Annotated in this window: 20 protein-coding genes; 4 read left to right on the top strand and 16 right to left on the bottom strand. The window is 73.3% G+C overall.

The features are described 5' to 3' along the window. Positions 1-17: 17 nt before the first annotated feature. Positions 18-1,532 (bottom strand): glycerol kinase GlpK, encoded by a 1,515-nt coding sequence (glpK, locus tag ACZ6B1_RS29530; protein ID WP_468783286.1) that lies wholly within the window; start codon positions 1,530-1,532, stop codon positions 18-20. A 45-nt stretch (positions 1,533-1,577) separates the two neighbouring features. Next, on the bottom strand, positions 1,578-2,345 hold the full coding sequence (locus tag ACZ6B1_RS29525) for an IclR family transcriptional regulator (protein WP_468783284.1): 768 nt from the start codon (positions 2,343-2,345) through the stop codon (positions 1,578-1,580). A gap of 201 nt (positions 2,346-2,546) precedes the next feature. Between ACZ6B1_RS29525 and ACZ6B1_RS29520 the strand changes: the two genes are divergently transcribed. After that, entirely contained in the window at positions 2,547-2,972 is a 426-nt protein-coding gene (locus ACZ6B1_RS29520) for an ATP-binding protein (protein WP_468783282.1), read from the top strand. 9 nt (positions 2,973-2,981) lie between these two features. On the opposite strand, the gene ACZ6B1_RS29515 is transcribed toward ACZ6B1_RS29520, so the two are convergent. The 4 genes from ACZ6B1_RS29515 to ACZ6B1_RS29500 form a co-directional block, all read right to left on the bottom strand. Then, positions 2,982-4,115 (bottom strand): PP2C family protein-serine/threonine phosphatase, encoded by a 1,134-nt coding sequence (locus ACZ6B1_RS29515; protein WP_468783500.1) that lies wholly within the window; start codon positions 4,113-4,115, stop codon positions 2,982-2,984. 232 nt (positions 4,116-4,347) lie between these two features. Then, positions 4,348-5,106, bottom strand: coding sequence for an IclR family transcriptional regulator (locus tag ACZ6B1_RS29510; protein WP_468783280.1), 759 nt, complete (start codon positions 5,104-5,106; stop codon positions 4,348-4,350). A 95-nt stretch (positions 5,107-5,201) separates the two neighbouring features. Next, positions 5,202-6,023 carry a transferase gene (locus ACZ6B1_RS29505; protein WP_468783278.1) on the bottom strand — a complete coding sequence of 274 codons (822 nt, stop codon included), beginning with the start codon at positions 6,021-6,023 and terminating at the stop codon, positions 5,202-5,204. Then, complete coding sequence (locus tag ACZ6B1_RS29500; protein ID WP_468783276.1) at positions 6,020-7,285, bottom strand: glycosyltransferase family 4 protein; 1,266 nt, start codon at positions 7,283-7,285, stop codon at positions 6,020-6,022. Before ACZ6B1_RS29500 ends, ACZ6B1_RS29505 begins: the two co-directional genes overlap by 4 nt. A gap of 272 nt (positions 7,286-7,557) precedes the next feature. Here ACZ6B1_RS29500 and ACZ6B1_RS29495 point away from each other — a divergent pair, with 272 nt between their 5' ends. Then, the gene (locus ACZ6B1_RS29495) at positions 7,558-8,646 is read left to right on the top strand and encodes a PP2C family protein-serine/threonine phosphatase (protein ID WP_468783274.1); all 1,089 of its coding nucleotides are present in this window, start codon (positions 7,558-7,560) and stop codon (positions 8,644-8,646) included. A 15-nt stretch (positions 8,647-8,661) separates the two neighbouring features. Here the strand turns inward: ACZ6B1_RS29495 and ACZ6B1_RS29490 are convergent, their stop codons facing one another. Then, entirely contained in the window at positions 8,662-9,465 is an 804-nt protein-coding gene (locus tag ACZ6B1_RS29490; RefSeq protein ID WP_468783272.1) for a maleylpyruvate isomerase family mycothiol-dependent enzyme, read from the bottom strand. 98 nt (positions 9,466-9,563) lie between these two features. Then, positions 9,564-10,406 (bottom strand): SGNH/GDSL hydrolase family protein, encoded by an 843-nt coding sequence (locus ACZ6B1_RS29485; protein ID WP_468783270.1) that lies wholly within the window; start codon positions 10,404-10,406, stop codon positions 9,564-9,566. A gap of 377 nt (positions 10,407-10,783) precedes the next feature. Here ACZ6B1_RS29485 and ACZ6B1_RS29480 point away from each other — a divergent pair, with 377 nt between their 5' ends. Next, a complete protein-coding gene (locus ACZ6B1_RS29480) occupies positions 10,784-11,338 on the top strand; it encodes a TetR/AcrR family transcriptional regulator (RefSeq protein ID WP_468783268.1) in 555 nt (184 codons plus the stop codon). A 41-nt stretch (positions 11,339-11,379) separates the two neighbouring features. Here ACZ6B1_RS29480 and ACZ6B1_RS29475 read toward each other — a convergent pair whose 3' ends face one another. From ACZ6B1_RS29475 to ACZ6B1_RS29450, 6 genes are all read right to left on the bottom strand, one after another. Beyond that, the gene (locus ACZ6B1_RS29475; RefSeq protein WP_468783266.1) at positions 11,380-11,865 is read right to left on the bottom strand and encodes a DUF6174 domain-containing protein; all 486 of its coding nucleotides are present in this window, start codon (positions 11,863-11,865) and stop codon (positions 11,380-11,382) included. An 86-nt stretch (positions 11,866-11,951) separates the two neighbouring features. Further along, positions 11,952-13,082 carry an MFS transporter gene (locus ACZ6B1_RS29470; protein WP_468783498.1) on the bottom strand — a complete coding sequence of 377 codons (1,131 nt, stop codon included), beginning with the start codon at positions 13,080-13,082 and terminating at the stop codon, positions 11,952-11,954. A gap of 202 nt (positions 13,083-13,284) precedes the next feature. After that, complete coding sequence (locus ACZ6B1_RS29465; protein WP_468783264.1) at positions 13,285-14,325, bottom strand: LacI family DNA-binding transcriptional regulator; 1,041 nt, start codon at positions 14,323-14,325, stop codon at positions 13,285-13,287. A gap of 66 nt (positions 14,326-14,391) precedes the next feature. Further along, a complete protein-coding gene (locus tag ACZ6B1_RS29460; protein ID WP_468783262.1) occupies positions 14,392-16,833 on the bottom strand; it encodes a glycoside hydrolase family 3 C-terminal domain-containing protein in 2,442 nt (813 codons plus the stop codon). Positions 16,834-16,864: 31 nt separating this feature from the next. After that, the gene (locus ACZ6B1_RS29455) at positions 16,865-18,625 is read right to left on the bottom strand and encodes a discoidin domain-containing protein (RefSeq protein WP_468783260.1); all 1,761 of its coding nucleotides are present in this window, start codon (positions 18,623-18,625) and stop codon (positions 16,865-16,867) included. 36 nt (positions 18,626-18,661) lie between these two features. Continuing rightward, the gene (locus ACZ6B1_RS29450) at positions 18,662-19,729 is read right to left on the bottom strand and encodes a DUF1996 domain-containing protein (protein ID WP_468783258.1); all 1,068 of its coding nucleotides are present in this window, start codon (positions 19,727-19,729) and stop codon (positions 18,662-18,664) included. 296 nt (positions 19,730-20,025) lie between these two features. Between ACZ6B1_RS29450 and ACZ6B1_RS29445 the strand changes: the two genes are divergently transcribed. After that, positions 20,026-21,819 carry a coagulation factor 5/8 type domain-containing protein gene (locus tag ACZ6B1_RS29445; protein WP_468783256.1) on the top strand — a complete coding sequence of 598 codons (1,794 nt, stop codon included), beginning with the start codon at positions 20,026-20,028 and terminating at the stop codon, positions 21,817-21,819. Positions 21,820-21,847: 28 nt separating this feature from the next. Here the strand turns inward: ACZ6B1_RS29445 and tpg are convergent, their stop codons facing one another. Together tpg and tap are read right to left on the bottom strand one after the other, a co-directional pair. Next, positions 21,848-22,405: a telomere-protecting terminal protein Tpg gene (gene tpg, locus ACZ6B1_RS29440; RefSeq protein WP_468783254.1), complete on the bottom strand. Its 558-nt coding sequence runs from the start codon at positions 22,403-22,405 to the stop codon at positions 21,848-21,850. A 13-nt stretch (positions 22,406-22,418) separates the two neighbouring features. After that, positions 22,419-24,833 carry a telomere-associated protein Tap gene (gene tap / locus ACZ6B1_RS29435; protein WP_468783252.1) on the bottom strand — a complete coding sequence of 805 codons (2,415 nt, stop codon included), beginning with the start codon at positions 24,831-24,833 and terminating at the stop codon, positions 22,419-22,421. Positions 24,834-24,846: the final 13 nt, after the last annotated feature.

The raw sequence follows: 24,846 nt of genomic DNA, 5'->3' as shown, positions 1-24,846 counted from the left end.
CCGCCGCGGCCCGGGTCTCAGGAGGGGCGGGGTGGTTTGACCCAGCCCAGGGAGCGTTCGACGGCTCGCTGCCAGTCCTCGTACTCCGCGTCGCGCAGCGCGGCGTCCATGTCGGGCAGCCACTGGGCGGCCCGGTGCCAGTTGCGGCGCAGGACTTCCAGGTCCGGCCAGTAGCCGGCGGCGAGTCCGGCGGCGTAGGCGGCGCCGAGGGAGACGGTCTCGGCGACCATGGGCCGCACCACCGGGACGTCGAGCACGTCGGCGACGAACTGCATCAGCAGGTTGTTGGCGGTCATGCCGCCGTCCACCTTCAGTTCCCGCAGCGGCACCGAGGAGTCGGCGTTCATGGCGTCGACGACCTCCCGGGTCTGCCAGCCGGTGGCCTCCAGGACGGCCCGGGCCAGGTGGCCGCTGGTGATGTACGAGGTGAGGCCGACGATGACGCCGCGCGCGTCGCTGCGCCAGCGGGGCGCGAAGAGGCCGGAGAAAGCGGGAACGATGTAGCAGCCGCCGTTGTCCTCCACCGTCCGCGCCAGGGTCTCGATCTCCGGCGCGCTGTTGATCAGCCGCAGCCGGTCGCGGAACCACTGGACCAGTGAGCCGGTGACGGCGATCGAACCCTCCAGGGCGTAGACCGGCGGCCGGTCGCCGATCTGGTAGGCGACGGTGGTGAGCAGCCCGTGCCGGGACCGTACGACCTCGGTGCCGGTGTTGAGCAGCAGGAAGCTGCCCGTTCCGTAGGTGCACTTGGCCTCGCCCGGGGAGAAGCAGGTCTGGCCGAACAGAGCGGCCTGCTGGTCACCGAGGGCGGCCGTGATCCACACCCCGGGCAGCAGCGCGCGGGACTCGGCGTAGGGCGCGGCGGAGGACCTGATCTCCGGCAGCATCGCACGGGGCACGCCGAAGAACGCCAGGAGTTCGTCGTCCCAGGTGAGGGTGCGGATGTTCATCAGCATGGTGCGGCTGGCGTTGGTGGCGTCGGTGATGTGCAGTCCGCCGTCGGTGCCCCCGGTGAGGTTCCAGATCAGCCAGCTCTCCATCGTGCCGAACAGCACCTCGCCGTCCCTTGCGCGCTGCTCCAGGCCCTTGACGTGGTCGAAGAGCCAGCGCAGGCGCAGCGCCGAGAAGTAGGTGGAGGGTGGCAGGCCGCACCGGTCGAGGAAGAACTCCCTGCCGGGATCGCGTCCCAGGGCCTCGACGAGCGGCTCGGTGCGGGTGTCCTGCCAGACGATCGCCCGGTCCAGCGGGGTACCGGTGCGCCGGTCCCAGAGCACGGTCGTCTCCCGCTGGTTGGCCAGTCCGACGGCGGCGATGCGGTCCGGCTCGACTCCGGCGCCGGACAGCGCCTCGGGCACGACACGCCGCAGGTTCTGCCATATCTCGACGGCGTCGTGCTCCACCCAGCCGGGTTTCGGGAAGTGCTGCTCGTGCTCCCGCTGCGCCACGGAAACGAGGCGTCCCCCGTGGTCGAACAGGATGCAGCGGGTGGAATTGGTGCCCTGATCGATGGACATCACATACCGGTCAACCATGATCGGGTTCACCTTCCGATGCGTCGCGTCGGGGGCGGGAGGGGCCTACCAGCGGGCCGCGCCCAGGTCTCTGGAGATGGCCCGTGCTGCCTCCCGGATCAGGGTGATCAGGTTCGGACGGGGTTGGCCGGCGTTGTCACAGATCCTCTCGACCGGCCCGGACAGCCCGATGGCGCCGACCACGAGACCGCCGTGTCCCCGGATCGGCACGGAGATGCCGGCCTCGCCCATGCTCATCTCCTGGATCTCGGCGGCCCATCCGTGGTCGCGCACCTCGGCCAGCGCGCGGTTGAGCCGGTCGGTGCTGACCAGGGTGTGCCGGGTGTACGTCTCCAGACCGGACTCCAGGGCCTGCTCGAAGGGCGCGGTGCCGAAGGCCAGCAGGACCTTGCCCAGTGAGGAGGCGTGCAGCGGCAGCAGCGAGCCGACGTCCAGGGTCTGGAGGGAGTCGTCGGGCCGGAACACGTGGTGGACGACGAGGACCTTGCCCTCCAGCGGGGTGCCCAGGCGCACCGCCTCCCCGCTGCGGGCGGCCAGGGCGTCGGCCCAGTTGATGGAGCGCGACCGCAGTTCGTTGACGTCGAGATAGCTGGTGCCGAGGTGCAGCAGGGCGGCCCCGAGCTGGTACTTGCCGGTCGCCGCGTCCTGTTCGACGAAGTCCACGTGCTGCAGGGTGCGCAGGATGCCGTGGGCGGTTCCCTTGGCCAGCCCGAGCGAGGCGGCCACCTCGCCGAGCCCGAGCCGTCGGGGCCCACCGGCGAGCAGGCGCAGAATCGCCGCCGCCCGTTCGATCGACTGGACCGGACCGGCCATGAAGCGAGCCTATTACCGTTGCGGGAGATTCGCTTCGCGTACGTGGGGACCGTACGGTAACCCCGCTCGGACCGGGTCGTTCGGCAATGCCGACCCCTGTTCATTGACCGGCCCGCCCGACCTCCCTAGCGTGCCTACAAGGCCCGGCACATGCCGGGACCGGGCGCCTGGCCCGCACTGCTTCACCCCCAGGAGACCAACATGGCGGTACAGCTCAACACGCTGGCACGGGAGTCGCGCGAACAGGTCTTCGTGCTGCCGCCCTTCGCCGGGGCCGTCTCGGTCGTACGCCGGCGGGTGGCCGCGATCCTCGCAGGCTGGAAGGTGTCCCCGGCGGTCGTCGAGGACGCGCTGCTGGTGGTGTCGGAGCTGTTGACCAACGCGATCGTGCACGCCCTGCCACCGGCGGCGCTGCGGCTCTCCTGGGTGCGCGGCGACGGGCCCGGGGTGCTGCGGGTGGAGGTCACCGACGCGGGGCCGGCCCGGCCGGTGGGGCAGTCACCCGCGTGGGCCGACCCGGACGAACACGGGCGGGGCGAGGACATCGTGCACGCTCTGGCCGACCGGCACGGCATCCATGTCCATCCCGGCGGGTGCACACGCTGGGCCGACCTCGTGGCGGCCTGATCACCGCTCTCAGCGGCCGCGGCAGGTGACGGCCACCGGCCGGGATTCGGACCGCACCGGCGCGGCCTCGCGCCCCGCGTCCGGCGCACGGCCCGCCTCTTCGGACTCGCCCCCGGGCGTCTCCTCGGCGGACCTCCGGAGCAGAAGGAGGGCCGCGTCGTCGTGCAGCCGGCCGCCCACGTGGTCCAGGAGATCGGCGTGGACCGCGCAGAGGGTGCGGGCCGGGTCTTCGGACACGTGCCGCGCCACGCCTTCGGCAAGCGGGTAGAACTCGCGCGCGTGGTCGCGGGCCTCGGTGACCCCGTCGGTGTACAGCAGGAGCTGGTCGCCGTCCGCGAAGGGCAGCAGGTGCAGCTCCGGGTGTTCGCCGGACAGCGCGCGCAGCCCGAGGGGCGGGGCGGGACGGACGGGGTCCACCGGCTCCACTTCCCCGGCCGCGGATATCAGCAGCGGAGGCGCGTGCCCGCAGTTGACCACTTCCAGTTCACCGGGCCGCGGGCAGCCCACGACCACGGCGGTGACGAAGTCGTCCGGCCCGAGGTTGCGGGCCAGGCTCCGCTCGATCCTGCCGACGACGGCCAGGAGGTCGGGCTCGTCGTAGGCGGCCTCGCGGAAGACGCCGAGGACCAGCGCGGCGGTGCTCACCGCCGGCAGCCCCTTGCCGCGCACGTCGCCGACGATCAGCCGGACCCCGTGCGGGGTGGGCACCAGCGCGTAGAGATCCCCGCCGATACGGGCCTCCGCGGCGGCGGCGCTGTAGCGCACCGCCACCTGGAACGGGCCGACGGTCTCCGGGACCGGCTTGAGCAGGGCGTGCTGGGCGGCCTCCGCGACCGAGCGGACCGCCGCGAGCACCCGCTCCCGCCGGCCGCGCAGATCGCTGGCCAGGCCGCTCGCCGCGGTGACCGCGAGCACGGAGCAGAGCACGGCCGCCGGCTCACGGCCCGGCACGGTGAAGACCGCGCTGAGGGCCGCGCACAGCGCCGCGGCGAGGAGACCGACGCACAGGACGCCACGCGGCCCGTTGGTGGTGGCGGCCAGCGCGGGTCCCGCCGCCAGCATGGGCAGCCAGGGCAGGCCCGCCCCGGTCACTAGGTCGACGAGCACGATGATCACGACGAGCGCCACCGGAAGCGCGGCCACCGCCTGTGAGGCGGCGCGCCGGCGCGTCGGGGCGCCGGGGCCGGCCGCCCCGAGCAGCCGTGTCGCCCAGTGGTCGCCGCCGTGCTCCCGGCGCCGGCTCGAGTTCTGTCCGGAGTCGCTCACCTGTCGCGCTGTCCCTCACCTCTACGGGGATGCTCCCTGCCCTGTCCCTGGCCTTGTTCTCGTATTCAAGGAAAAGGGCTCGGCGGGGGCCGCTTCAAGGAGCGGATTTTCAGATAGTGAGCGAGAGACCTCTGGTCACGCGGCTCGCGGCCGGCATCAGCCGGGCACCGATCTCCGGCAGCCGGGAGAGCCGCTCCACCGGCAGGGACACGCCGAGCGACCCCAGGGTGTCCCCGCTGTACACGGGAACGGCGACGCACACGGTGCCGAGCGAGTACTCCTCGAGGTCCGTGACGGCCGGGGCCAGCGGGGCGGAGTCGAGCCGTCTGAGCAGTTCGGTCAGGCTCGTCACGGTCCGGGGGGTGAGGTCGGCGAGCTGGTGCCGGGAGAGGTAGTCGCGGCGGGATTCGTCGTCCAGTTCGCGCAGCACGGACTTGCCCAGGGCGGTGGCGTGTCCCGCGTCCTCGAAGCCCACCCACAGATCGGCCCGGGGCGCGCGGGGTCCGTCGACGATCTCGGCGACTCTGATCTCGCCGTCCTCGTAGAAGGTGAGGTAGGCGGCGCCGGCGAGCTCGTCGCGCAGCGCGGCGAGGGTCGGCCGGACCCGGCTGAGCAGGGCTTGCGCGCGGCTGGTGGTGTGCAGCGTCCGGAGCCTGTCGCCGAGGACGAAGCCGCCGTCGTCGAGCTTGTGCAGGTATCCGTCGTGCACCAGCGTCCGCAGCAGGTGGTAGGCGGTGGCGAGCGGCAGCCCGGTCTCCCGGGCAAGCTGCTTGGCGGGCGCGCCGTTCTCGTGTGCGCTGACCGCCTCCATCAGGCGGAAGGCGCGCTGTACGGACGTGATCAGCGTGGGGCTGTCGTGCGCGCGCATAGCAACAGCGTGCGCCGCGCGCCCGGCGGGGGCAAGACACGGGCCGGGCGCCGCGGTGCGGCCCCCGGCCCGTGTCCCCGGCGGACGCCGGTCGGTCAGCCCGTGGCCACCCGGATGGAGAGGTCGTTGTCGAGCGTGTAGTAGGGCCGCAGGACGGCACCGGCCGCGTGCGCAGCCGGGTGGACGAACGACGCCTTCCGGTCCGCCACGTCGTCGAGCAGCCGGGCGACCCGGACCGGGGGCGCCTGCGCGGCGGGGTGGACGAAGACGTCCCAGATGCCGCCCTCGGCGGCGGTGCCGGCGGCCAGCTCCTCGTGGTCCACGGTGAAGCGGAAACCCCGTCGGTCGCCGTCGGTCACCGGCCGCAGGTCACGCCCGGGAGCATCGCTCCCCCGCATCCGCAGGCGGACGACGGCACCGTCCTCGAACGTGGCGCCGTGCAGCCGGGCGGTGACCGTGGTCGACCGGTCGCCGACGTCGATCCGGCCGGCCTCCGCGTGGACCGTGCGCAGCCAGGCCCGTACGGCGAGATAGCCCTCCTTGGTCGCGTACGGGATCCGCACCGCCACGGGGGACGGCCGGTCCCTGAGATGTCCGTCGACGAGGGCCCGCAGATCACGCAGGCCGGGCCGGAGCCGCACGGGTGCGGTGTCGTCGGGTCCGTTCAGCAGGAACGCGTCCCAGCGGCCCTCCTCCAGGGCGGGCAGCGGTTCGAGGACGGCACGCTGCGGGCCGTCGCCCACCGCTTCGAGGGGGACGGTCCGCCGGACGGTGACGGGTTCGCCCTTCTTGGGCCGCAGCCGCAGCAGCAGGTGCGGCCGCGCGGCCGCCACCGGCGTCGGCACTTCGAGAGCGATGCGGCCCTCGGCGTCCACGACGCAGTTCACGCGCGCTCCGGCGCCGCTTTCCGTGGTCACCGCTGCCCCCTGCGCAGAGTCCTCAGCACCCGCCCGGTGGCGGTGTGCGCGATGTCGCGGGCCGCGAACCCGTGGCTCACCAGGTTCTGCCGCACGTCGCGCGGGGCCCCCGTGGCCCTTCGCCCCGCGGACCGGGCCGCGACGGCCGCCTCCAGCAGGCGCTCCGCGTGCGCCACGACGCTGCGGGGAGCGAAGCGGCGGGCGTTCTCGGCGGCCGCCCGCCCCATGGCCCGGCGGCGCTCGTCGTCGCGGACCAGATCCAGCAGCGCCGAGCCCAGCCGGTCCCGGTCCCCGACCGGCACCAGCCGGCCGTCCACCCCGTCCTCGATGATCTCGGCGGGGCCGTAGGGGCAGTCGGTGCTCACGACCGGCAGGCCGCAGCGCATGGCCTCGACGATGGTCATGCCGAACGGTTCGAAGGAGGAGGTGGACACGCCGATCGACGCCTTCACCCACTCCGCCTCCATGGGCGCGGCCGGGCCCATCAGGAAAACGTTGTTGCTCAGCCCGAGCCGCTCGATGCGGGCCCGCAGCGCGTCCCGCTGCTCGCCCGCTCCGTAGATGCGCAGGTGCCAGTCGGGGTACTCGCTGGCGACCCGGGCGAACGCCTGGATGAGCAGGTCGTAGCGTTTCACCGGGACGAGCCGGCCGGCCGCCACGATGATCTTGGCGTTGCCGTCGGCGGGCGGCAGCACGGGATCGGGCACGCTGTTCGGCAGGGCCTCCACACGGACGCCGGGCAGGTGCATCCGGCGCCGGTAGTCGCGGGCGTCCGCCTCCGTGACCGTGGTGAGGACGTCGAGGCGCCGGTAGGCCCGGCGCAGCGCGGTGCGCAGCGGTGCGGGGTGGTTGTCCAGCGTGAGGTGCTCCTGGCCGACGCGCAGCACCCGGTCGGGGGCCTGGAGCGCGAGGTGCACGTTGAGTCCCGGCCTGGTGCCGATGACCACGTCGGCGTCGGTGGCCGCCAGGCACTCGGCGATCCGCTCGTCCGTCAGCCTGCTGTACTGGCGGTAGCGGTACTCGGCAGAGGGGAACACCTTCGCCGGTGTCCGGTGCGACGCGTGGTCCTTCTCCTGCCGCAGGTCGACCAGCGGCCGCAGGCTCACCCGTGGGTCGGGGGTGATCTGGGGGCGCTTGCGGTGCCGTAACACGGAGACGATCTCCACGTCGTGCCGCTCGGCCAGTGCCTGGGCCAGGTTGAACGTCGTGGTGATCGTCCCCCCGATGCCGTAGGCGTTGTGGAGCAGGAAAGAGATCTTCATGCCGGTGCAGACCTCGTCGACTCCGGTCCAGTTGTGCGCCGTTACCAGTTCGTGTCTCCGGACGCCGGGCCGGTACGGCCGACGGCGGCCGGTGGAACATGCCGCTGGGTGGAGCAATCACCGGTGCGCCGGGGCCGGGCGCACCAGGGTGGGTCCTGGTCGGGATCGTGTGACGGGAGTGGCGAGTGCGAGGGGTGCAGCACGGACGTACCGGTCACGGGCCGGCGAACGGCACGGTCTCGCGGATCGGGTTACCGGCGGCCCCGGCATGGATGCGCTGGCTGCCGGTCATGTTCGTCGCGGCCGTACTGCTGCTCGAACCCGTCACCCCCGTGCAGTGGCCGGTGAGTTTCGTGCTGATCGCGCTGCCGCTGGTGACCGCGTTCGCCCACCGGCCCGTCGTGGTGGTCGCCGCCGCCGCGTTCGCCGTGCTCCTCGAAGGGGTGCTGGCCGGCACCCCGTGCTGCGCGGGCCGGCAGGTGGGCTACCTGTGGGAGCGCCATTACGTGGCCGCGTACGTGTGCACCGCCCTGGTCGGCGCCCTCGGCACGATCCTGGCCACGCACCGCATCCACCGCGAGCGCACCCTGGCGGACGTGCGCTTCGTGGCCGACATCGCGCAGCGGGTCCTGCTCCGGCCGGTGCCGCACCGGATCGGCGGCCTCCGACTGGAGAGCCTGTACCTCTCGGCGGCGGCGGAGGCCCGCATCGGCGGCGACCTGTACGAGGCCGTGCCGACCCGGTTCGGTGTCCGGCTGCTCATCGGCGACGTCCGCGGCAAGGGGCTGCTCGCGGTGGAGACCGCGGCCGCCCTGCTCGGCGCGTTCCGCGAGGCGGCGCACGACGAGCCCGATCTGGCCGCCCTGGCCGGCCGGGTGGAGACGAGCATGAGCCGCAGGGCGGCGCAGCTCGGCGGCGACGAGGCGGGCGAGCGGTTCGTCACGGCCGTGTTCGCCGAGATCCCCGGCGAGGGCCGGGTCGTCCGCGTCGTCAACTGCGGCCATCCGCCGCCGCTCCTCATCCTTCCCGGCGAGGTGCGCGAGCTGGACCGGGGGCGGTCGGCGCCGCCGCTGAACCTCGGCGTGCTGGTCGGGGACGCGTACCACGTGGACGCCTATCCGTTCCGGCCCGGTGACCAGCTCCTGCTGTACACGGACGGGGTCACCGAGACACGGGACGCGGACGGCTCCTTCTACCCGCTGACCGAGCGCCTGCGCCAGTGGGGTCCGCTGCCGCCCCGGGAACTGCTGGACCGGCTCCACCACGACCTACTGGATCACAGCGACGACCGGCTGCAGGACGACACCGCGGCGCTGGCCGTGTGTCTGGTCACCGGCGAGCCGGGATCCCGCGAGCCGTAGGAACCGGCGTCCGGGTCAGAAGGCGGTGTGGGCGAACCAGTTGTCGAGGGTCGCGGCCTCACCCGACACGTCGAAGACGGGCTCCTGGTGTGACCTGCGGCCGTAGAGCAGGAGCAGCAGGTCCGCCGCAGGACCGCGTACCGCCGCGGTGCACTTCTCGGGCCGGGCGGCACCGTCCGCCGCGGGCGGCAGGACGTGGAAGCCGTCCGGGTCCAGCCGGACCCGCCATTCCTCGCCGGTGTCCGCGCACCGGAAGGCGACGGTCTCGCCGTTGCCCCGCAGCTCCCGCACGCCGGGGGCGAAGAGGCCCGCCTGGGGCAGGTTGACGAGGAACTCGTCCACCCCGTCCGCCGCCAGTGCGCTGTCGATGTCCGGCTCCAGGCCGACGGCGCGCTCCGCGTCCACCCGGTGCACGAGGGTCTCGAAGAGCATGCGGCGGACCCAGAACCGCGCGTGCTGGTCCTCGCCCCAGGCCCACATCGGCGTCCCGGGGTCGGTGTCCCGCAGCACGGCCGCCACCTCGGGCACCCCGGCCGCCACCCAGCCGGGGTACGCGGCCGCGCTGTCCGGCAGCCCCAGCTCCACGTCGCGGGAGCGGGGCGGCTCCTGCACCAGCCGGGTCAGCAGCGTGCAGAACCAGCGCTGCAGCGCACCGACGTGCCGGGTGAGATCGGCCAGGGTCCAGTCGGGGCACGAGGGCACCGCGCTCGTGGGGTCGGCACCGTCGACCGCCTCGGTGAAGCGGAGCGTCTCGCGTGCGATCGCCTCACGGTAGGTGTCGTACGGCAGCGGGTGCCCTGTCCTGCTCGTCGTGTCCATCGGTTGCGCCCGTCCTCGTCCCTGGTTGCGGATTTCCGTCGCGCTCAGTGTGGACGCTGGAGTCCGCTCGAAGGCAAGCCGGGCCGCCCGGCGGTGGGTCAGCTGAGTCCGAGGACGGTCATGGTGCGCTCGGCCATGCGCTGTTCTCCCAGGGCGTTGGGGTGCACGGGGACGATGTTCTGCCCGAACAGCAGCGGTTCGATCCAGCGGGTGCCGGCGGCCTGGCAGGCGTCGTGGCCCGCGGACGCCTGCGCGAAGTCCACGTACGTGGCCCCGCTCTCCTCGGCGGCTCGCCGGACGACGGCGTTGAGATGGGCCTGCATGGCGTGCAGGTAGGGGACGTCGCCGGAGGCGATCGGCAGTCTGGCGAAGCAGGACGGGTCGGCGGTGGCGGGCGTGATCCACGGGTAGCCGAGCACCGCCACGCGGGCCCCCGGCGCCTTGGCCCGGACGCTGCCGAGGGCCTTCTTCAGGGCGGGGTAGGTGTTCGCGTCGATGGCGTCGTCGAAGGAGGTCCCGTACTTGTCCTTGCAGGGGCTGCCCTGGCCGCCGCTGAGGACGCCGGCGGTGCCGCAGGACAGGATGGCGTTGATGAAGGTGCCGTTGTCGTTGCCGCCGATCGTCAGGGTCACCAGGTCGGTGTCCGCGGTGACCGCGTTGACCTGCGGCGCGACGCCGAGGTACTGGGACGCGGTGAAGTCCTTGGTCTGGGCCGCGCCGCAGGTGACGTCTCTCAGGCGGGCGCCGGTGCGGGACGCGAGGACGTGCGGGTAGTTGGCGGTGGAGCGCAGACAGAGCGGGCTGGAGAGGTCGACGGGGAGGACGCCCGAGGCGGCGCTGTAACTGTCGCCGAGGGCCGCGTAGTTCAGCGGCGTCGCGGCCTGGGCGGTGGTACCGGTGAGGCCGAGTGCCAGTGCACCGGCGATGGCTGTCGCGGTCATGACACGACGCAAAGCGGGCATGGGAGTCTGCTCTCTCTTCTCGGTGGGGGCGCGTGGGGAGCGCGCGGGCACAGCGGTGCCCGCGGACCTGTTTCGCGAGAACGGGGCGGCTCGAGCAGGGGGAAGTGCCGGCCGGCGGAGCGTGGGCGGGAAGGCGCACGCCGACGGCCGTGAAGGACCGCACGGGATTACCGGACGGTTCTACTGATAGGTAATGTGCGGGCGCCGCAGCGGCGAGTCAACTATGTTGACCGAACTTCTTGAAACGCTCACGTATCTCGATCTTCCAGCCGGTCAGGGGCGGGTTCACGCCCTGTTCGCGGAGCGGTCCAGGAGAGCTCGCGAAGCCGGGCGGGGAGCCGCATAGGCTGTGCCGCATGCTGCAGACCGGTTCCGGTTCCACCACCCGTGACGCCATCCACGAGGCCGCCGCCCGTCTGTTCCGGGACCAGGGGTTCGCCAGGACCACGGTCCGCCGGATCGCCGCGGCCGCCGGGACCGACCCCGCGCTGGTGATCCGTCACTTCAAGAGCAAGGAACTGCTGTTCCTGGAGACGATGCACCTGGCGATCGACAACGAGCCCCTGTTCGACGTACCGCTGGAGCGTCTCGGCGAGCGGCTGGCCGAGCTCCTCCTCGACCTCGACGGCACCGCCCGGGGAATCTTCCTGGCCCTGGTGCACGGCAGCGGCGAACCGCAGATCCTCGACCGGCTGCGCGAGACCCACGAGAAGGTGCTCATCGCACCCCTGCGCGACCGGCTGCGCGGACCCGACGCCGACCTGCGCGCACGGCTCGCCGCGTCGATGTCCGGCGGCCTGCTCTACGGCCTGTGGGTGGCCCGGGACGAGGGCCTGCTCCGCACCGACCGCGAGGAACTCGTCACCCGCTACGGCGCGCTCCTCCAGGAGGTCCTGACCCCGCGCGCGTGACGGACTCCCTCCCCGGCACGCGCGTTCTCCGCCGGCGGTGCTCAGTCGACGCCGAGTCCGCCACCGGACGTGTAGTCGCTTATCTCGTAACGGACTTCGTCGTCGACGGCGGTGGCCGACCAGTCCACGGTGATACGACGGGGGTACCCGGCGGACGCGTACTCCGCGTCGGCCCGCTCCGCGCCCTCGCGGCGCGCCTGCCCGAGCTCCCGCATCAGGGTGCCGATGGTGGGCACGATCGTGGGCGAGCGCCGGACCACGGCCCGGCTCTCCGCGTCCAGACCGGCCGCGCGCACCACCTTCCCAGCCCGCACACTCACCCGGAACGAGCCGATCAGCGCCCGCTCCCCGCCGGTCGAGCGCAGGGTGTACGTGTAGGCGGACGGCTCCCGCCAGGCGGTGCCGGCGGTCTGCGCCGGACGGGTGGACACGGTCGGTCCCTGGCAGGCGGCGGCCGCGCAGACCAGACCCGCGATCATCGCGAGGCGGGGCAGCGGGGAGCGGGATGTGGAGCGTACGCGGGTCATGGGGGCGCCTCTCAGCTTCGCCGGCAGTCCCTCCTTCGACGCCGGTGGACGGCCGGACGTTCGCCTCCGGACGCGCGGCGCCTGCGTCACCGGCCGGAGGCCCGGGACAGGGTGCGGCTCACCCGTACGCCCACGGCCGCGACGAGCAGGACCGCACACGCCGCGAACACCAGCCCGGCGCCGCGCAGTCCCAGCGCCGACGACAGGGCGCCCACGCCGACGACCGGCAACGAGATCCCCACGTACGCGACGACGAAGAACGCCGAGATGGTGGCGCCCTGATGAGCCTCCGGTGCCGCCGAGCTGACCTCGCTCAGGCCGGCGCGGAACGCCATGCCCTGGCCGGCGCCGCCGGTCAGCGCGCCCGCGATCAGCACCGGGAAGGACGTCAGCAGCAGCGACAACGCGATGAGGAGGAGTCCGGCGACGAGCACCGCGCAGCCCCAGGGCAGGGCCCGGCGCGCGCCGATCCGGCCCATGAGGAGCTGTCCGCAGGTGGAGGCGCAGAACACGCAGAACACGACGGCGCCGGCGACCGCCAGGTTGCGCTCCCCCAGGGTCTGGTCGAGGAAGGCCGGGGCCACCGCCGTGAACAGCCCGAGCATGGAGAAGCCGGCGAAGGCGGCGAGGGCACAGGGCGCGAACACCCCGCGCACCTCCGGCGGCACCGTCATCCCCTGGGGCCGCAGCGACCCCCTGGGATGCGAGCGGTGGACGGTCTCGGGAAGCAGGCAGACGACGAAGGCCGCCACCGCGAGCAGCACGAGATGGACGGCGAACGGCAGCTTCAGCGGCTGCGGCGCGTACTCGGCGAGGATGCCGGACAACAGGGGGCCTAGCCCCAGCCCGCCCATGTTGGCCGCGGTGGCCGCGAACCCGGCCCTGGCGTGCCTGCCGGGCGGGGCCAGTTCGAGGACGGCCGCCGTGCCCGTGCCGCTCAGCAGCCCGGCGGAGAAGCCCGACAGGACCCGGCCCGTGTACAGCAGTGGCAGTCCGCCCTCGGTCAGGAAGCACACCGCGCTGAGCGCCGCGAGACCCAGCGCCGCCAGCAGCACCGGCCGCCGCCCCAGCACGTCGGAGAACCCGCCGGCGATCAGCAGGGCGGTGATGACGCCGACCGCGTAGGCGGCGAACACCACTGTCACGATGAGTTCGGAGAAGCCGAGCTGTTGCCGGTACAGCCCGTACAGCGGAGTGGGCAGGGTGGTGCCGAGCATGCCGACGGCGAAGACGGCCGCCGCGGCCAGGTAACCCGGCCGCCGCCGGTCCGCCCGCCGGTCCTGCCCGCGGTCCTCTGTGGCGCTACTGATCACACTCCACCTTAGGCACCGGTCGCCCGGCCGCCGCGTAGCGGGGATCGCCCGTTCGGGGGCCCGGGCGCGGCCGGAACCGCGCCGGGCTCCGCTCCGGGCGGGTTCCCTAGGCCGAGTCCCGGACCACCAGCTCCGGGTCGAACACGACCGAAGTGGGGGCGGTACGGATGCCGTGGATGTGCTCGTCGAGCAGCCGGGCCATGTCGGCCGCCATCTCCTCCACGGGCTGGCGGACGGTGGTGAGCGGGGGCCGGCAGGTGGCGGCGACGGTGGAGTCGTCGAAGCCGACCACCGCGATGTCCTCGGGCACCCGGCGGCCGTGCTCCCTCAGCACCTGGCAGGCACCCTGGGCCATAAGGTCGTTGGCCGCGAACACCCCGTCCAGATCGGGGTGTTGGGTCAGCAGGTCGGTCATGGCGGCGATGCCGCTGTCCAGGGTGAAGCCGCCCTCGGCGACGGGCACGAACGGGTGGCCGCGGCGGGCGAGGGTGTCGCGGAAGCCGGCCAGCCGCTCCTGGCTCGCGGCGACCGCCAACGGGCCGCAGATCGTGGCCAGTCTGCGCCGGCCGCGGGCGAGCAGGTGTTCCGCGGCGAGCCGGCCGCCGTCCCGGTGGGCCAGGTCGACATAGCTGAGCGGGACCGGGCGGGAGGGGCGGGCGAAGAGCACCGCGGGCAGCCGGGCCTCGGCCAGCAGGGCGGGCAGCGGGTCGTCGGCATGGCTGGAGACGACCAGTGCGCCGTCGGCCCGGCCCTGCCGCAGATAGGTCAGCACCTCCTGGCGGGCCCCGGCGGACTCGGCGAACATCAGCACCGGGTGCACCGAGCGGGGCCGCAGACGGCCCACGATCCCGGCGACCACCCGCCCGAAGAAGGGGTCGGCGAACACCCGGGCGGCGAAGGCCGCCTGGGCGTCGTCGGAAGTCTCCCCGGCGCCCGACACGACCAGGGCGACGGTCTCGGCCCGCCGGGTGACGAGGGAGCGGGCGGCCCGGTTGGGCGCGTACCCGGTCCGCTCGATGGCACGACGGACCACCTCCTGGATCGCCGGGTCCACGTTGCGCACGCCGTTGACGACCCGGGAGACGGTCGCCCGGGAGACACCGGCCTCCCGGGCGACGTCCTCGAGCGTCGGGGCCTGTCTGCTCATGCCCGCACCCTAACGGCCCGGCGGCCGGCGCGGATAGAGCGCTCTCCACACGGCCGCTCCAGATGGTCAGCGCCGGTCGAGCACGTCCACCTCCATGCTCAGGGGCAGGTCTCCCGCAGAGCGTCCAGCGAGTACCCGGCAGGGTCCGGGTTCCGTCCGCCAGGCACCCGCGCGGACGTCCCAGTGGCAGAGGGCGCGCGCCGGGATCCCCACCTGCGCGACGGCGCTCTCCCCGGGCCGGGCCCGTACCGCCGCCCAGCCGGCGAGCCATCGTTCCGGATGGTCGACGGCGGTCGGGCCGGGGCGGGCGAGGTAGATCTGCACGACCTCCCGTCCGGCGCGCGGGCCGGTGTTGCGCAGCCGCACCCGCACGGCCAGGTCCTCCCCGGCCCGTGTCCGCCCGGGGCCCGACAGTTCCTCGTACTCCCAGGTGGTGTAGCCGAGTCCGTGCCCGAACCAGTACGCGGGGGTACGCCGTGCGCGGAGCCAGCCGCGGTGGCCGACGTGGACGCCCTCGTCGTAGGAGAACCGGCCGGCGTCCGGCCGGGTGCGGGTGACGGGGGCGTCGGTGAGCGTCGCGGGCCAGGTGGTGGGCAGCCGCCCGCCGGGCTCGGTCCGGCCGAGCAGCACGTCGGCCAGGCCGCCTCCGGCCTCCTGGCCGGGGAACCAGGCCAGGAGCAGGGCGCCGACCTCGTCCCGCCAGGGCAGTTCCACCGGGCCGCCGCTGTTGACGACGGCCACCGTGCGCGGGTTGGCCCGGGCTACCGCGCGGACCAGGGCGTCCTGTTCCGGGCCGAGCCCGAGGTGCGTGCGGTCGCGCCCCTCGGACTCGTGCTGCTCGCCGGTGCCGACCACCACCACCGCCGCGTCCGCCTCACGCGCCGCCCGGGACGCGGCCGCCAGGGCCTCGGCGGCGCCCGGTGCGGGTGGTTCGGCGCCGACGACGGTGGCCCGGCCGGTGCCGGGGGCGAGTTCCCGGCGCGCGACCAGCAACGGAGCCGTGCCGGCGGTCAGTTGCGCCGTGACGACCTGGGTGGGTGGGGTCACGTGGATCACGGCCGGGTCGCCGGTCGTGGCGGTGAACTCTCCGTCCAGTAGGGGGAGTCCGTCGAGGCGCAGGCTGAGTCGGCCGAAGCCGGCGACGCCGATCCGCCAGGCGCCGGAGGTGCGGGGGTGCAGTCGCGCGCTGATCTCCACGGTGTGCGCGCCGGGTGGCAGCGGCGGCTCCAACTGCCGCCCGCCGCGCCGGTGTCCGGCGTACAGCTCGGCACCGGCGGAGTCCAGGACACGGAGCAGCACGCCGGAGGTGGCGGTGCGCGGGTCGCCGGCGAGGGTCATGTCCAGCGGCGGGGGCGGGCCGTCCGGGGCCGGGCCGGGGACGTGGACGACCCGGGCCCGGCCGCGCAGACCGGCCCGGATACCGTCCAGCAGCGGGACCTGGTCCTGGGGGAAGACGCCGGCGCTGCCGCCGCCCTGGGTGCGGGTGCGGGCCGCGGGATCGCCGATGACGGCGACCGTGCCGAGGCGTCCGGGGTCCAGGGGCAGTACGCCCCGGTTGGTCAGCAGCACGGCTCCGGCCGCGACCGCCCGCCGGGCCAGCACCCGCGCCTGCCGGGACCGCAGCAGCGGCCGGGCCGGGCGGTCCGGGCCGCCGAGGACGCCACACCAGGCGGCCAGCCGCAGCAGCCGGCGCACCTTGCCGGTCACGGCCCGCTCCTCGACCTCGCCCGCCTCCACGGCCCGCGCCAGCGACTCGCCCCACTCCCCCGCCGGGCCGGGCATCTCAAGGTCGAGACCGGCACGGGCGGTGTCCAGGGTGCCGCGTACCGCGCCCCAGTCGGAGACGACGACGCCGTCGAACCCCCACTCGTCCTTCAGTGGCCTGGTCAGGAGTTCGTGTGCGGTCATGGTGGTGCCGTTCACGCGGTTGTACCCGGCCATCACCAGCCGGACGCCCGCCGCCACCGCCGCCTCGAACGGCGCGAGGTGGACCTCGCGCAGCGTCCGCTCGTCGATCGACGCGTCGGCGGTCAGCCGGTCCGTCTCGGCGTCGTTCGCCACGAAGTGCTTGGCCGTGGCGGCGACCGCGTGCGCCTGGATGCCGCGGATCAGGGCGGCCCCCGTCCGGGCGGTCAGCAGCGGGTCCTCCGAGAAGCACTCGAAGTGCCGCCCGGCCAGGGGGCTGCGGTGCAGATTGAGGTTCGGCGCGAGGACGACGTGCACGCCCTTGCGCCGGGCCTCGGAGGCGAGGAGGCCGCCGAGTTCCTCGACCAGCGGTTCGTCCCAGGTGGCGGCGAGCGCGGTGGCCGAGGGCAGCAGGACGGAGGTGTCGCGTTCGTCCCAGCCCTCCCCGCGCACCCCGGCCGGGCCGTCCGACAGCACCAACTGGCCCAGTCCCACCGAGGGTTCGGCCACCGTGCGCCAAGTGGTGGCGCCGGTCAGCAGGCGGACCGCGGTCCGCAGGGTCAGCTTGTCGAGCAGCCGGTCGAGTTCGTCCTCGTCGGCCATCCTCACCCCTTCGCGTAGCCGACCGCCCGGGTCAGCTGTAGACGCCGAACTCGTACAGCGAGTAGCCGTAGCCGGTACCGCGCGCGGTACCGTTGACGCGCACGTAGCGGCCGGTTCCGGTGACGTCGAAGTCGTCCACGCCGCCGTTGCCGTCCGTCACGGTGCGCACGGTGCGCCAGTTCTGCCCGTCGTCCGAGGTCTGCACGGTGTACGCCTTCGCGTACGAGGCCTCCCAGAACAGCTGGACGTGCCGGAACGCGGTGCGGGTGCCGAGGTCGACCTGGACCCATTGCGGATCGCTCCAGTCGCTTGCCCAGCGGGTGTTCTGGTTCCCGTCGACCGCGTTGGCGGCGGTGCACGGGCAGTCGCCGTAACTCGGCTGGTACGAGGAGGCGGTGGCGGGCTTGCCGAGGGCGAGGTTCGTGCCGCCCGGGGCGGGCGGGACGACCCTGACGGACCGGGTCTCGACGCCGACGTTGCCGTGGCCGTCGGTCACCTTGACGTACACCTTCCAGACGCCGGGCCGGTCGGGCGCGGTGACCCTGAGGCGGCCGCCGCCGAGGTCGGTGAGGGGCAGCGGGGTGAGGTCCTTGCTCTTGTCGATGTACATGCTGTTGTCGAGCACCTCGTAGGAGAGCGCGTCCCCGTCCGGGTCGGTGGCCCGGACGGCGAGGGTCAGGTCCCGGCCCGCCTGCACCCGGCCCGCGTCTCCCTCGACGGCCAGGTCGGAGACGACCGGCGGGGTGTTGTCGTGGGAGGTGTCGCCGCCGTAGGCCCTCTTGACCGCGTAGTACGACAGCCGTCGCTGGCCGGCGGGCAGCAGGTTGAACCAGATGCCGCCGAAGTCGTACTCGGTGCCGTAGTGGAACATCGTGGCGCCGAGGGCGACTCCCCGGTGCCCGGTGACACAGCCCCAGGCCCGGGTGTATCCGTCGGCCTTGGCGCGGTCGCCCGGCTCCAGCGGCACCCCGTTGGCGTCGTCGGGCACCTCCCACTCACCGGCCGGACCGGTCTCGGTGATGATGTACGGCTTGGTGTAACCGCCCTGCTCCCAGGCGGACTTCACGTCGCAGACCGCGTTGTAGGAATTGACGGCGTACAGATCGAGGTCGGGGGCGTTCTTCTTGAAGTACGGCCAGGCGCCGACCCAGGCGTCGGTGGAGGTCACCGGGTGGCTGGGGTCGACGGCGTGGATCCGCTTCGCCACGTCGTTCACGAAGGAGGTGTAGGCGTCGCGCTGCCGTTCCAGCTCAGTTCCGCTGTAACAGTTCTGCAGGCCGAGCACCGACTCGTTGCCGACGTCCCACATGAGGACACCGGGGTTGTCCTTGTACGTCTGGACCCACTTGGGGAACTCGTCCAGCATCTGGTTCCTGTAGGCGGTGTCGGTCACGTAGTTCACGCAGCCGCCGCTGCCCGGTCCGCCGCCGGGCTGCAGCCAGAACCCGGCGATGACCTTGACACCGTGCGCGGCGGCCGAGTCGAACAGCGGCTTGCTGGAGGCGTCGGTCCCCCAGGTACGGATCGTGTTGACGCCCATGGACTTCAGGTCGGGCAGGTACCGGTCGGCGTCCGCCATGGACGGGCCCCAGGTCAGGCCCTTGATCTGGTACGGCTTTCCGTCGACGGTCAGCTGCCAGTCGCCCTGGCTGCCGGTCACCTTGACGACGCTGCCGGCCGCCTGGGCCTGCGCGGCCGGCAGGGCGGCGAGGGCGCCGGCGGTCAGCACGCCGGCGGCGAGGGGCGCGGCGAGGCGGCGCGCGCGGGTGCGGGTGCGGGGTGGTGGGGTCATGGTGTGGGGTCTTCCGGTGTGGGTGTGGGGGGAGGGCTAGGGGAGGCGGTAGTCGGCACCGAGGGCCGCGCCCGCTTCCGGGTGCGTCTCGTCGTAGCCGCGGGCGTCGCACTGGAGTCCGCCGACGACGCAGTGGTCGGCCAGCGCCTTGAGCGTGCGGTCGTCCCAGGCGTTGAAGAAGTCGTAGTGGAAGCTGTGGCCGGGTCCGCTGGCCAGCCGCACCTTCGACATGTCGCCGTTGACCGGGAACGCCATCTTGAACTCGATCATCGGCAGCGCCACCGGGTGGTCGGCGGGGCAGACGTTGTCGTTCGTGCCGGGCTTCACCACCGGGTAGGCCATGTGGCTCTTGTGGTCGGGGGTGTCCAGGTACCTGCCGTCCCAGCAACTGGGCGCCTGGAAACGGATGTTGAGCTGGACGTCCGGCCGGGAGGGGCAGCTCGCCGGGAACTCGGTGTTGAAGAAGCTGTCGCCGCACTCCCAGCCCTCGACGAAGCCGGGGTGGTGGCGGAACTCGTCCGCGCTCTGCATGGGGCTGCCGACCACGAACCTCAGCCCCTTGGGGAAGGGCCGGACGCTGGTGTAGTCGGTGACGCCGGCCTTGTAGTAGATGACCTGCGGGCCGACCGGCAGGACCGGCTTGTCTCCGTTGTAGAGGGTGGGCATCCAGTAGCCGGAGAGGTCTCCGGGGGCCCTGCAGGTGGTGCCGCCCGCGCTCAGGGTCGCGGTCGTGCTGGCCGCGTTCGTGGTGGTATTGCCCATGAACGTGTGGTCGTGGGACCTGCCGGGCTGCTGCGGGTAGACGATCGGGTCGTCCGGCCTGGTGTGGCTGACCGAGCAGTTGGCCTGGAACTCGTGGAAGTAGCGGTGCGGAGGGTTCTGCGTCGACGGGGTGACGCCGGTGACCGGGGGGTTCGCGGGGATGTAGCCGTCGCCGTCGGGGTCCTCGGGCGAGGAGGCGGTGGACAGCGCCATGGTGTGGCCGGTGTGCACGACGGCCGCGGACGGCGTGGAGGACGCGGCGACCGAGCCGAGGCCGAGTGGGGTCAGCAGCAGGGCGGAGGTGATGAGCGCGCCCGAGAGGATCTTCGATCTCCGTGACATGCGGACTCCTCGGAGGGAGGTGGGGGATGGAGGTCGTGCGGAACGGGAGAGCGCTCTCCCACCGCTGGAGTGTTGGGGCGGTGACGAGAGGTGTCAAGGGATCCGGCCAAAGGATCAGCGATGGCCTTTCGCTCACTTCTCGAAGGCATGGGTGGGAACGTGACGTTCACTCAGGGGCCCTGCGGGGAAATCCCGTCGTAACTCTTGACGCATCGTTCACGCCAATGAAGCATCCAACGTCGAGAGAGCGCTCCCATGCCCCGCATCGTTCATTTCCTGAACCAGGAGAGCCGCGCATGCCCCCCACCTCCCCCACCTCCCCTTCCTCGCCGTCCGTCGGCCGCCGGACCGTTCTGGGCGCCGCCGCCGCGGCCGTGCCGGTGCTGGCCGGTGCGGCCGCGCCGGCCGGCGCCGCGACCGGGCGCCGCAGGTCCCCGCGCGCGCTCCCCGGAGGCGGCGACCTCGGTCCGAACGTGCTCGTGTTCGACCCGGCGACGCCCGGCATCCAGGCCACACTGGACGAGGTCTTCGCGAAGCAGGAGTCGGCCCAGTTCGGCACCGGCCGCTACGCGCTGCTGTTCAAGCCCGGCACGTACAACGGCCTGAACGCCCAGATCGGCTTCTACACCTCCATCGCGGGCCTCGGTCTGTCCCCCGACGACACGACCATCAACGGTGACGTGACGGTCGACGCGGGCTGGTTCAATGGCAACGCCACGCAGAACTTCTGGCGTTCGGCGGAGAACCTGGCCCTGGTCCCTGTGAACGGCACCAACCGGTGGGCGGTCGCCCAGGCGGCACCGTTCCGCCGGATGCACGTACGGGGCGGGCTCAACCTCGCGCCGTCCGGTTACGGTTGGGCGAGCGGCGGCTACATCGCCGACAGCCGGATCGACGGCCAGGTCGGGCCCTACTCGCAGCAGCAGTGGTACACCCGCGACAGCGTCATCGGCAGCTGGCTCAACGGCGTGTGGAACATGGTCTTCTCCGGCGTCCAGGGCGCCCCGGCGCAGGGCTTCCCGAACCCGGTGTACACCACGCTGGACACCACCCCGGTCTCCCGCGAGAAGCCGTTCCTGTACGTCAGCGGCAGCGAGTTCCGGGTCTTCCTGCCGGAGAAGCGGACGAACGCCCGCGGGGTGACCTGGGGCAACGGCACGCCGAGGGGCACGTCCCTGCCGCTGTCGCGGTTCTACGTCGCCAAGCCGGGCGTCAGCGCGGCCACCCTCAACCAGGCGCTCGCGCAGGGCCTGCACCTGCTGCTCACGCCCGGTGTCTACCACCTGGACCGGCCCATACAGGTCGACCGCGCCAACACCGTCGTCCTCGGCCTGGGTTACGCCACCCTCGTACCCGGCAACGGAACCACCGCACTGAAGGTCGCCGACGTCGACGGCGTGCGGCTGGCCGGGTTCCTCGTCGACGCCGGACCGGTCAACTCCCCGACCCTGCTGGAGGTCGGGCCCGCGGGCGCCGCCAAGGACCACTCGGCCAACCCGACCACGGTGCAGGACGTCTTCGTGCGCATCGGAGGCGCGGGCGCCGGCAGGGCCACCACCAGCATGGTGATCAACAACCGGCACACCATCGTCGACCACACCTGGGTGTGGCGTGCCGACCACGGCACCGGCGTCGGCTGGGAGACCAACCGCGCCGACTACGGAGTGGTCGTCAACGGCGACGACGTGCTCTGCACCGGGCTGTTCGTCGAGCACTTCAACAAGTACGACGTGCAGTGGAACGGCCAGCGGGGCCGCACGATCTTCTTCCAGAACGAGAAGGCGTACGACGCCCCGAACCAGGCCGCCGTGCAGAACGGCAGCGTCAAGGGCTACGCGGCCTACAAGGTCGGCGACAACGTCACCGCGCACGAGGGCTGGGGCCTGGGCAGCTACTGCTACTACAACGTCGACCCGGGCATCGTGCAGCACCACGGCTTCTCCGCGCCGAACCGTCCGGGCGTGAGGTTCCACGACCTGCTGGTGGTCTCACTCGGCGGCAACGGGCAGTACGAGCACGTGATCAACGAGACGGGGGCCCCGACCTCGGGCACGTCGACGACGCCGTCCACGGTGGTGTCGTACCCCTGAGACCCCGGCGCGGGGACGGCGGGCGGGGCTACAGGTCGAACTCCACGTGCTCGAGGTCGGTGAACTCCACCTCGAGGCCGTGGGCGCGGCGGCCGCTGTCGCGGAAGTAGACCTCGCCCAGGGCCTCCGCGGCGATCTCCCGCAGCCGGTCCTCGGTGGCCCCCGCCTCCTGCGCCTCGAACAGGCGGGCCGCGTGCCGCGGGGGCAGGGCGAGGGTGAGGTGGCGCAGCCGGGCGTCGTCCGTCGAGCCGGGGGCCGCCGTGTACCCGAACCGCGCGCGGGTGTCGATGACGATGCCGGTGCTGGTGGCCGCGGTCCGCCTGGCCCGAGCGCGGATCCGCGGCTGCCAGCGCCTGGCGACCTCGCGCTCCATGCGCCGCGCGAGGTCCGGCCTCGGGTGCCTGATCTGGTCCTTCACATATCGTTCGACGGTGCGCTGGGTGACGCCGAGCAGCTCGGCGACCCTTCTGGTGCTGCCCCGGTGCTGTCGGACCAGGTACCGCATCCGCGCCCCCGCGGACCTGGGGAGGGGGCGGGTGAACGCGGCGCGCACCGCCTTGTCGAGCCCGTCGCCGACCGTGTCCATCGGTTCCCCTCCCCTACTCTCCGTCGTCGTGGGCGGTGACCTCGCCCGTCTTGATGTAGCGGGCGAGGTTGAGGTTCGCGCCGTACTTCTCGCGTACTTCCTCCGCCCACAGGGTGGTCCGGGTGCCCTCGTGCTTGACCATGCCCGGGGACACCCCGAGCCGGAAGCCGCCGGGCACCGTCTTCCCTTCGGCGTCGTAGGGCAGGACGTCCAGCGGTGACGGGCCGTCGGCCGCGTACACGGCGCAGTCGGACAGGACCGCCACCGGGTAGCGTCCGGTGGCCGCGGCCAGGGCGAGCATCTTGCGGTGCATGTTGACACGGGCGCGCGAGATGACGGCGGCGCGGATGTCCGGTCGCCAGGTGGGCCGTGCGAGGGCGGGCCACGCCTGTCCCGGTTTCCAGCCGCCGCCGCGCGCCCGCTCGCGCAGCTTGCCGATGCCGCCCTTCACGGTGGACTTGACCGCGTCCAGGACGACGGCCAGCTCCGGGTCGCGTTCCTTGCAGCCCTCCATCGCGGACAGGAACCGCTCCGGGGGCAGCTTCTCGCCCACGCCGAGGTCCGCCATGGTGCCGACGTAGGCGTCGCGGAGCCGCTTGTACCAGGCGTCCAGGAACCTGCCCTTGTCCCTGCGCACCCAGGCCTCGAGCGGAGCGACTTCGTAGCCCAGTTCCACCGCGTACGCCACGGTCGGCGTGGCGTACCAGGCCGGGCCGGCCGGGCGTTCACCGGACGGGGTGAAGGGGCTGGGCAGCAACTCGCCCTCCAGGCGCCGCCATTGCCTGGCCACCAGGACGTGGGAGAGGTCGACGTGCGAGAGGTCGACCAGCCAGGAGCCGGGCAGCGCCGGGTCGAATTCGGGGCTGGTGACGTGCACGGGGGGCGTCGCGAGTCCGACGACCGCGCCGTTGGCGGCGGCGCCGAAGGCGAGGTTGACGTCGATGCCGACCAGGTGGCGCCGCATGCACTCGTCGTCGGTCAGCTCACGGGCCCAGTCGTACGCCTCCTCGAACAGCATCTCGTCGGGGCCGCGCTGGTGGAAGCGGGGCAGGCCGGCGAGCAGCGGATGCCCGTCGGGTGCCTCGCACGGCGCGCAGTCGACGGGGTCCTCGCCCAGCGAGCCCGGCCGGTGCTCCTTGTGGCGTCTGCCGTCCGCGTCGGGTTCACTCGCCCGGGTGGGCGGGTTGAGGGCGGTCATCAGCTCCAGGCCGGTCACGGCGGTGGAGCCGCGCGGTGTCATCACCCGCCGGGCGTAGGTACCGAGGACGCGGGCGAGTTCCGCCGGCTCGAGCTCGGCGGCGTGGCGCCAGGAGCGGGGGTCGAGCGCGCCCCAGGAGGGCAGGCAGAGCTGAACGCACTGCCGGCGGCCGCCCTGGACCGGGCGGTAAATGCGCGCCCAGGGGCCGAAACCCCGTCTGGTGAGCCGCCAGTCGGCGCGGTCGAGCTGCCCGAGCACCTTGTGTCCGTTCGGGAGGCGCCCGGCGAGCCGCTCCTCCTGGGACAGCGTCACGGGCAGGCCGTAGCGCCGGCACGCGGCCCCGGTGAGCACCAGCAGCGGGTCGGCGTCCTTGCCCGAGCCGTGCAGCCGTGCGGCCCCGAGACGGGCCTCCGCCAGCGTCCATTCGACCAGCGCGGGCAGCGACTTGGCGGGCACGTCGACGACGAGGCCCCCGACGCCGTATCCGGTCACCTGCCGGTCCTCACCGGCATCGACCACGAGCAGCGGTCCGTGTGCGTAGGGATCGGCACCGGACGCGGGCCGTACCTGCTTCTTCACCCCGGGCCGTGTCACCGCCCCTGACGCCGGTGCCGGTGCCGGCACCGGGGACCGGGTGGCCCCGGCGGGCCTGGGCACGTCGGGGGCCGGGTCGCCGGGCCGAGGAGGCGTGGCGGCATCGGCCGTCGGCGTGGGGATGGGGGCGGGCTCGGCGGGGGACGCAGGACTGGCGGCGGTCTCGGGCCCGGAGGGGGCGCCGGGCCCGGAGGGCCGCGTGGGCTCGGGGGCCCGCGTGGGCTCGGGGGCGAGCGCCGCGGCCCCGACGGCAGTCCCCGGTCCGGCGCCGACCGCGGAGGCGGCTCGCGGACCGGCCTCCGGCCCAGCGGCGGCCCCGCGCTCGGCGGCACCCTCCGGGCCCCCGGCGTCCGCGGGCCCGGCAGCACGCGCGAGCCCGTCGGCGTCCGCCGTGCCGGCGGGGTACAGCTCGGCGAGCTGCTTCAGCAGGCGGGCGTAGGCGTCGCGTTCCGGGGGGCGGGGTTCGGTCCGGCCCGCTTCCCAGCCGCTGACGGTCGCGCGCCGTACCCGCAGCGCGGTGGCCACCTCGTCCAGCGTGAGGCCGTGGGCCTGGCGGAGTCTCCTGCGTTCGGCCGGCGGTGGCAGCGTGGCCCGGGACGCGACCAGCGCGTCGACGGCGTCGAACAGCTCGGACATGCGGCACCTCCTG

Source organism: Streptomyces sp. NPDC041129, assembly GCF_055592265.1.
This window is presented reverse-complemented; position numbering and strand designations above follow the sequence as displayed.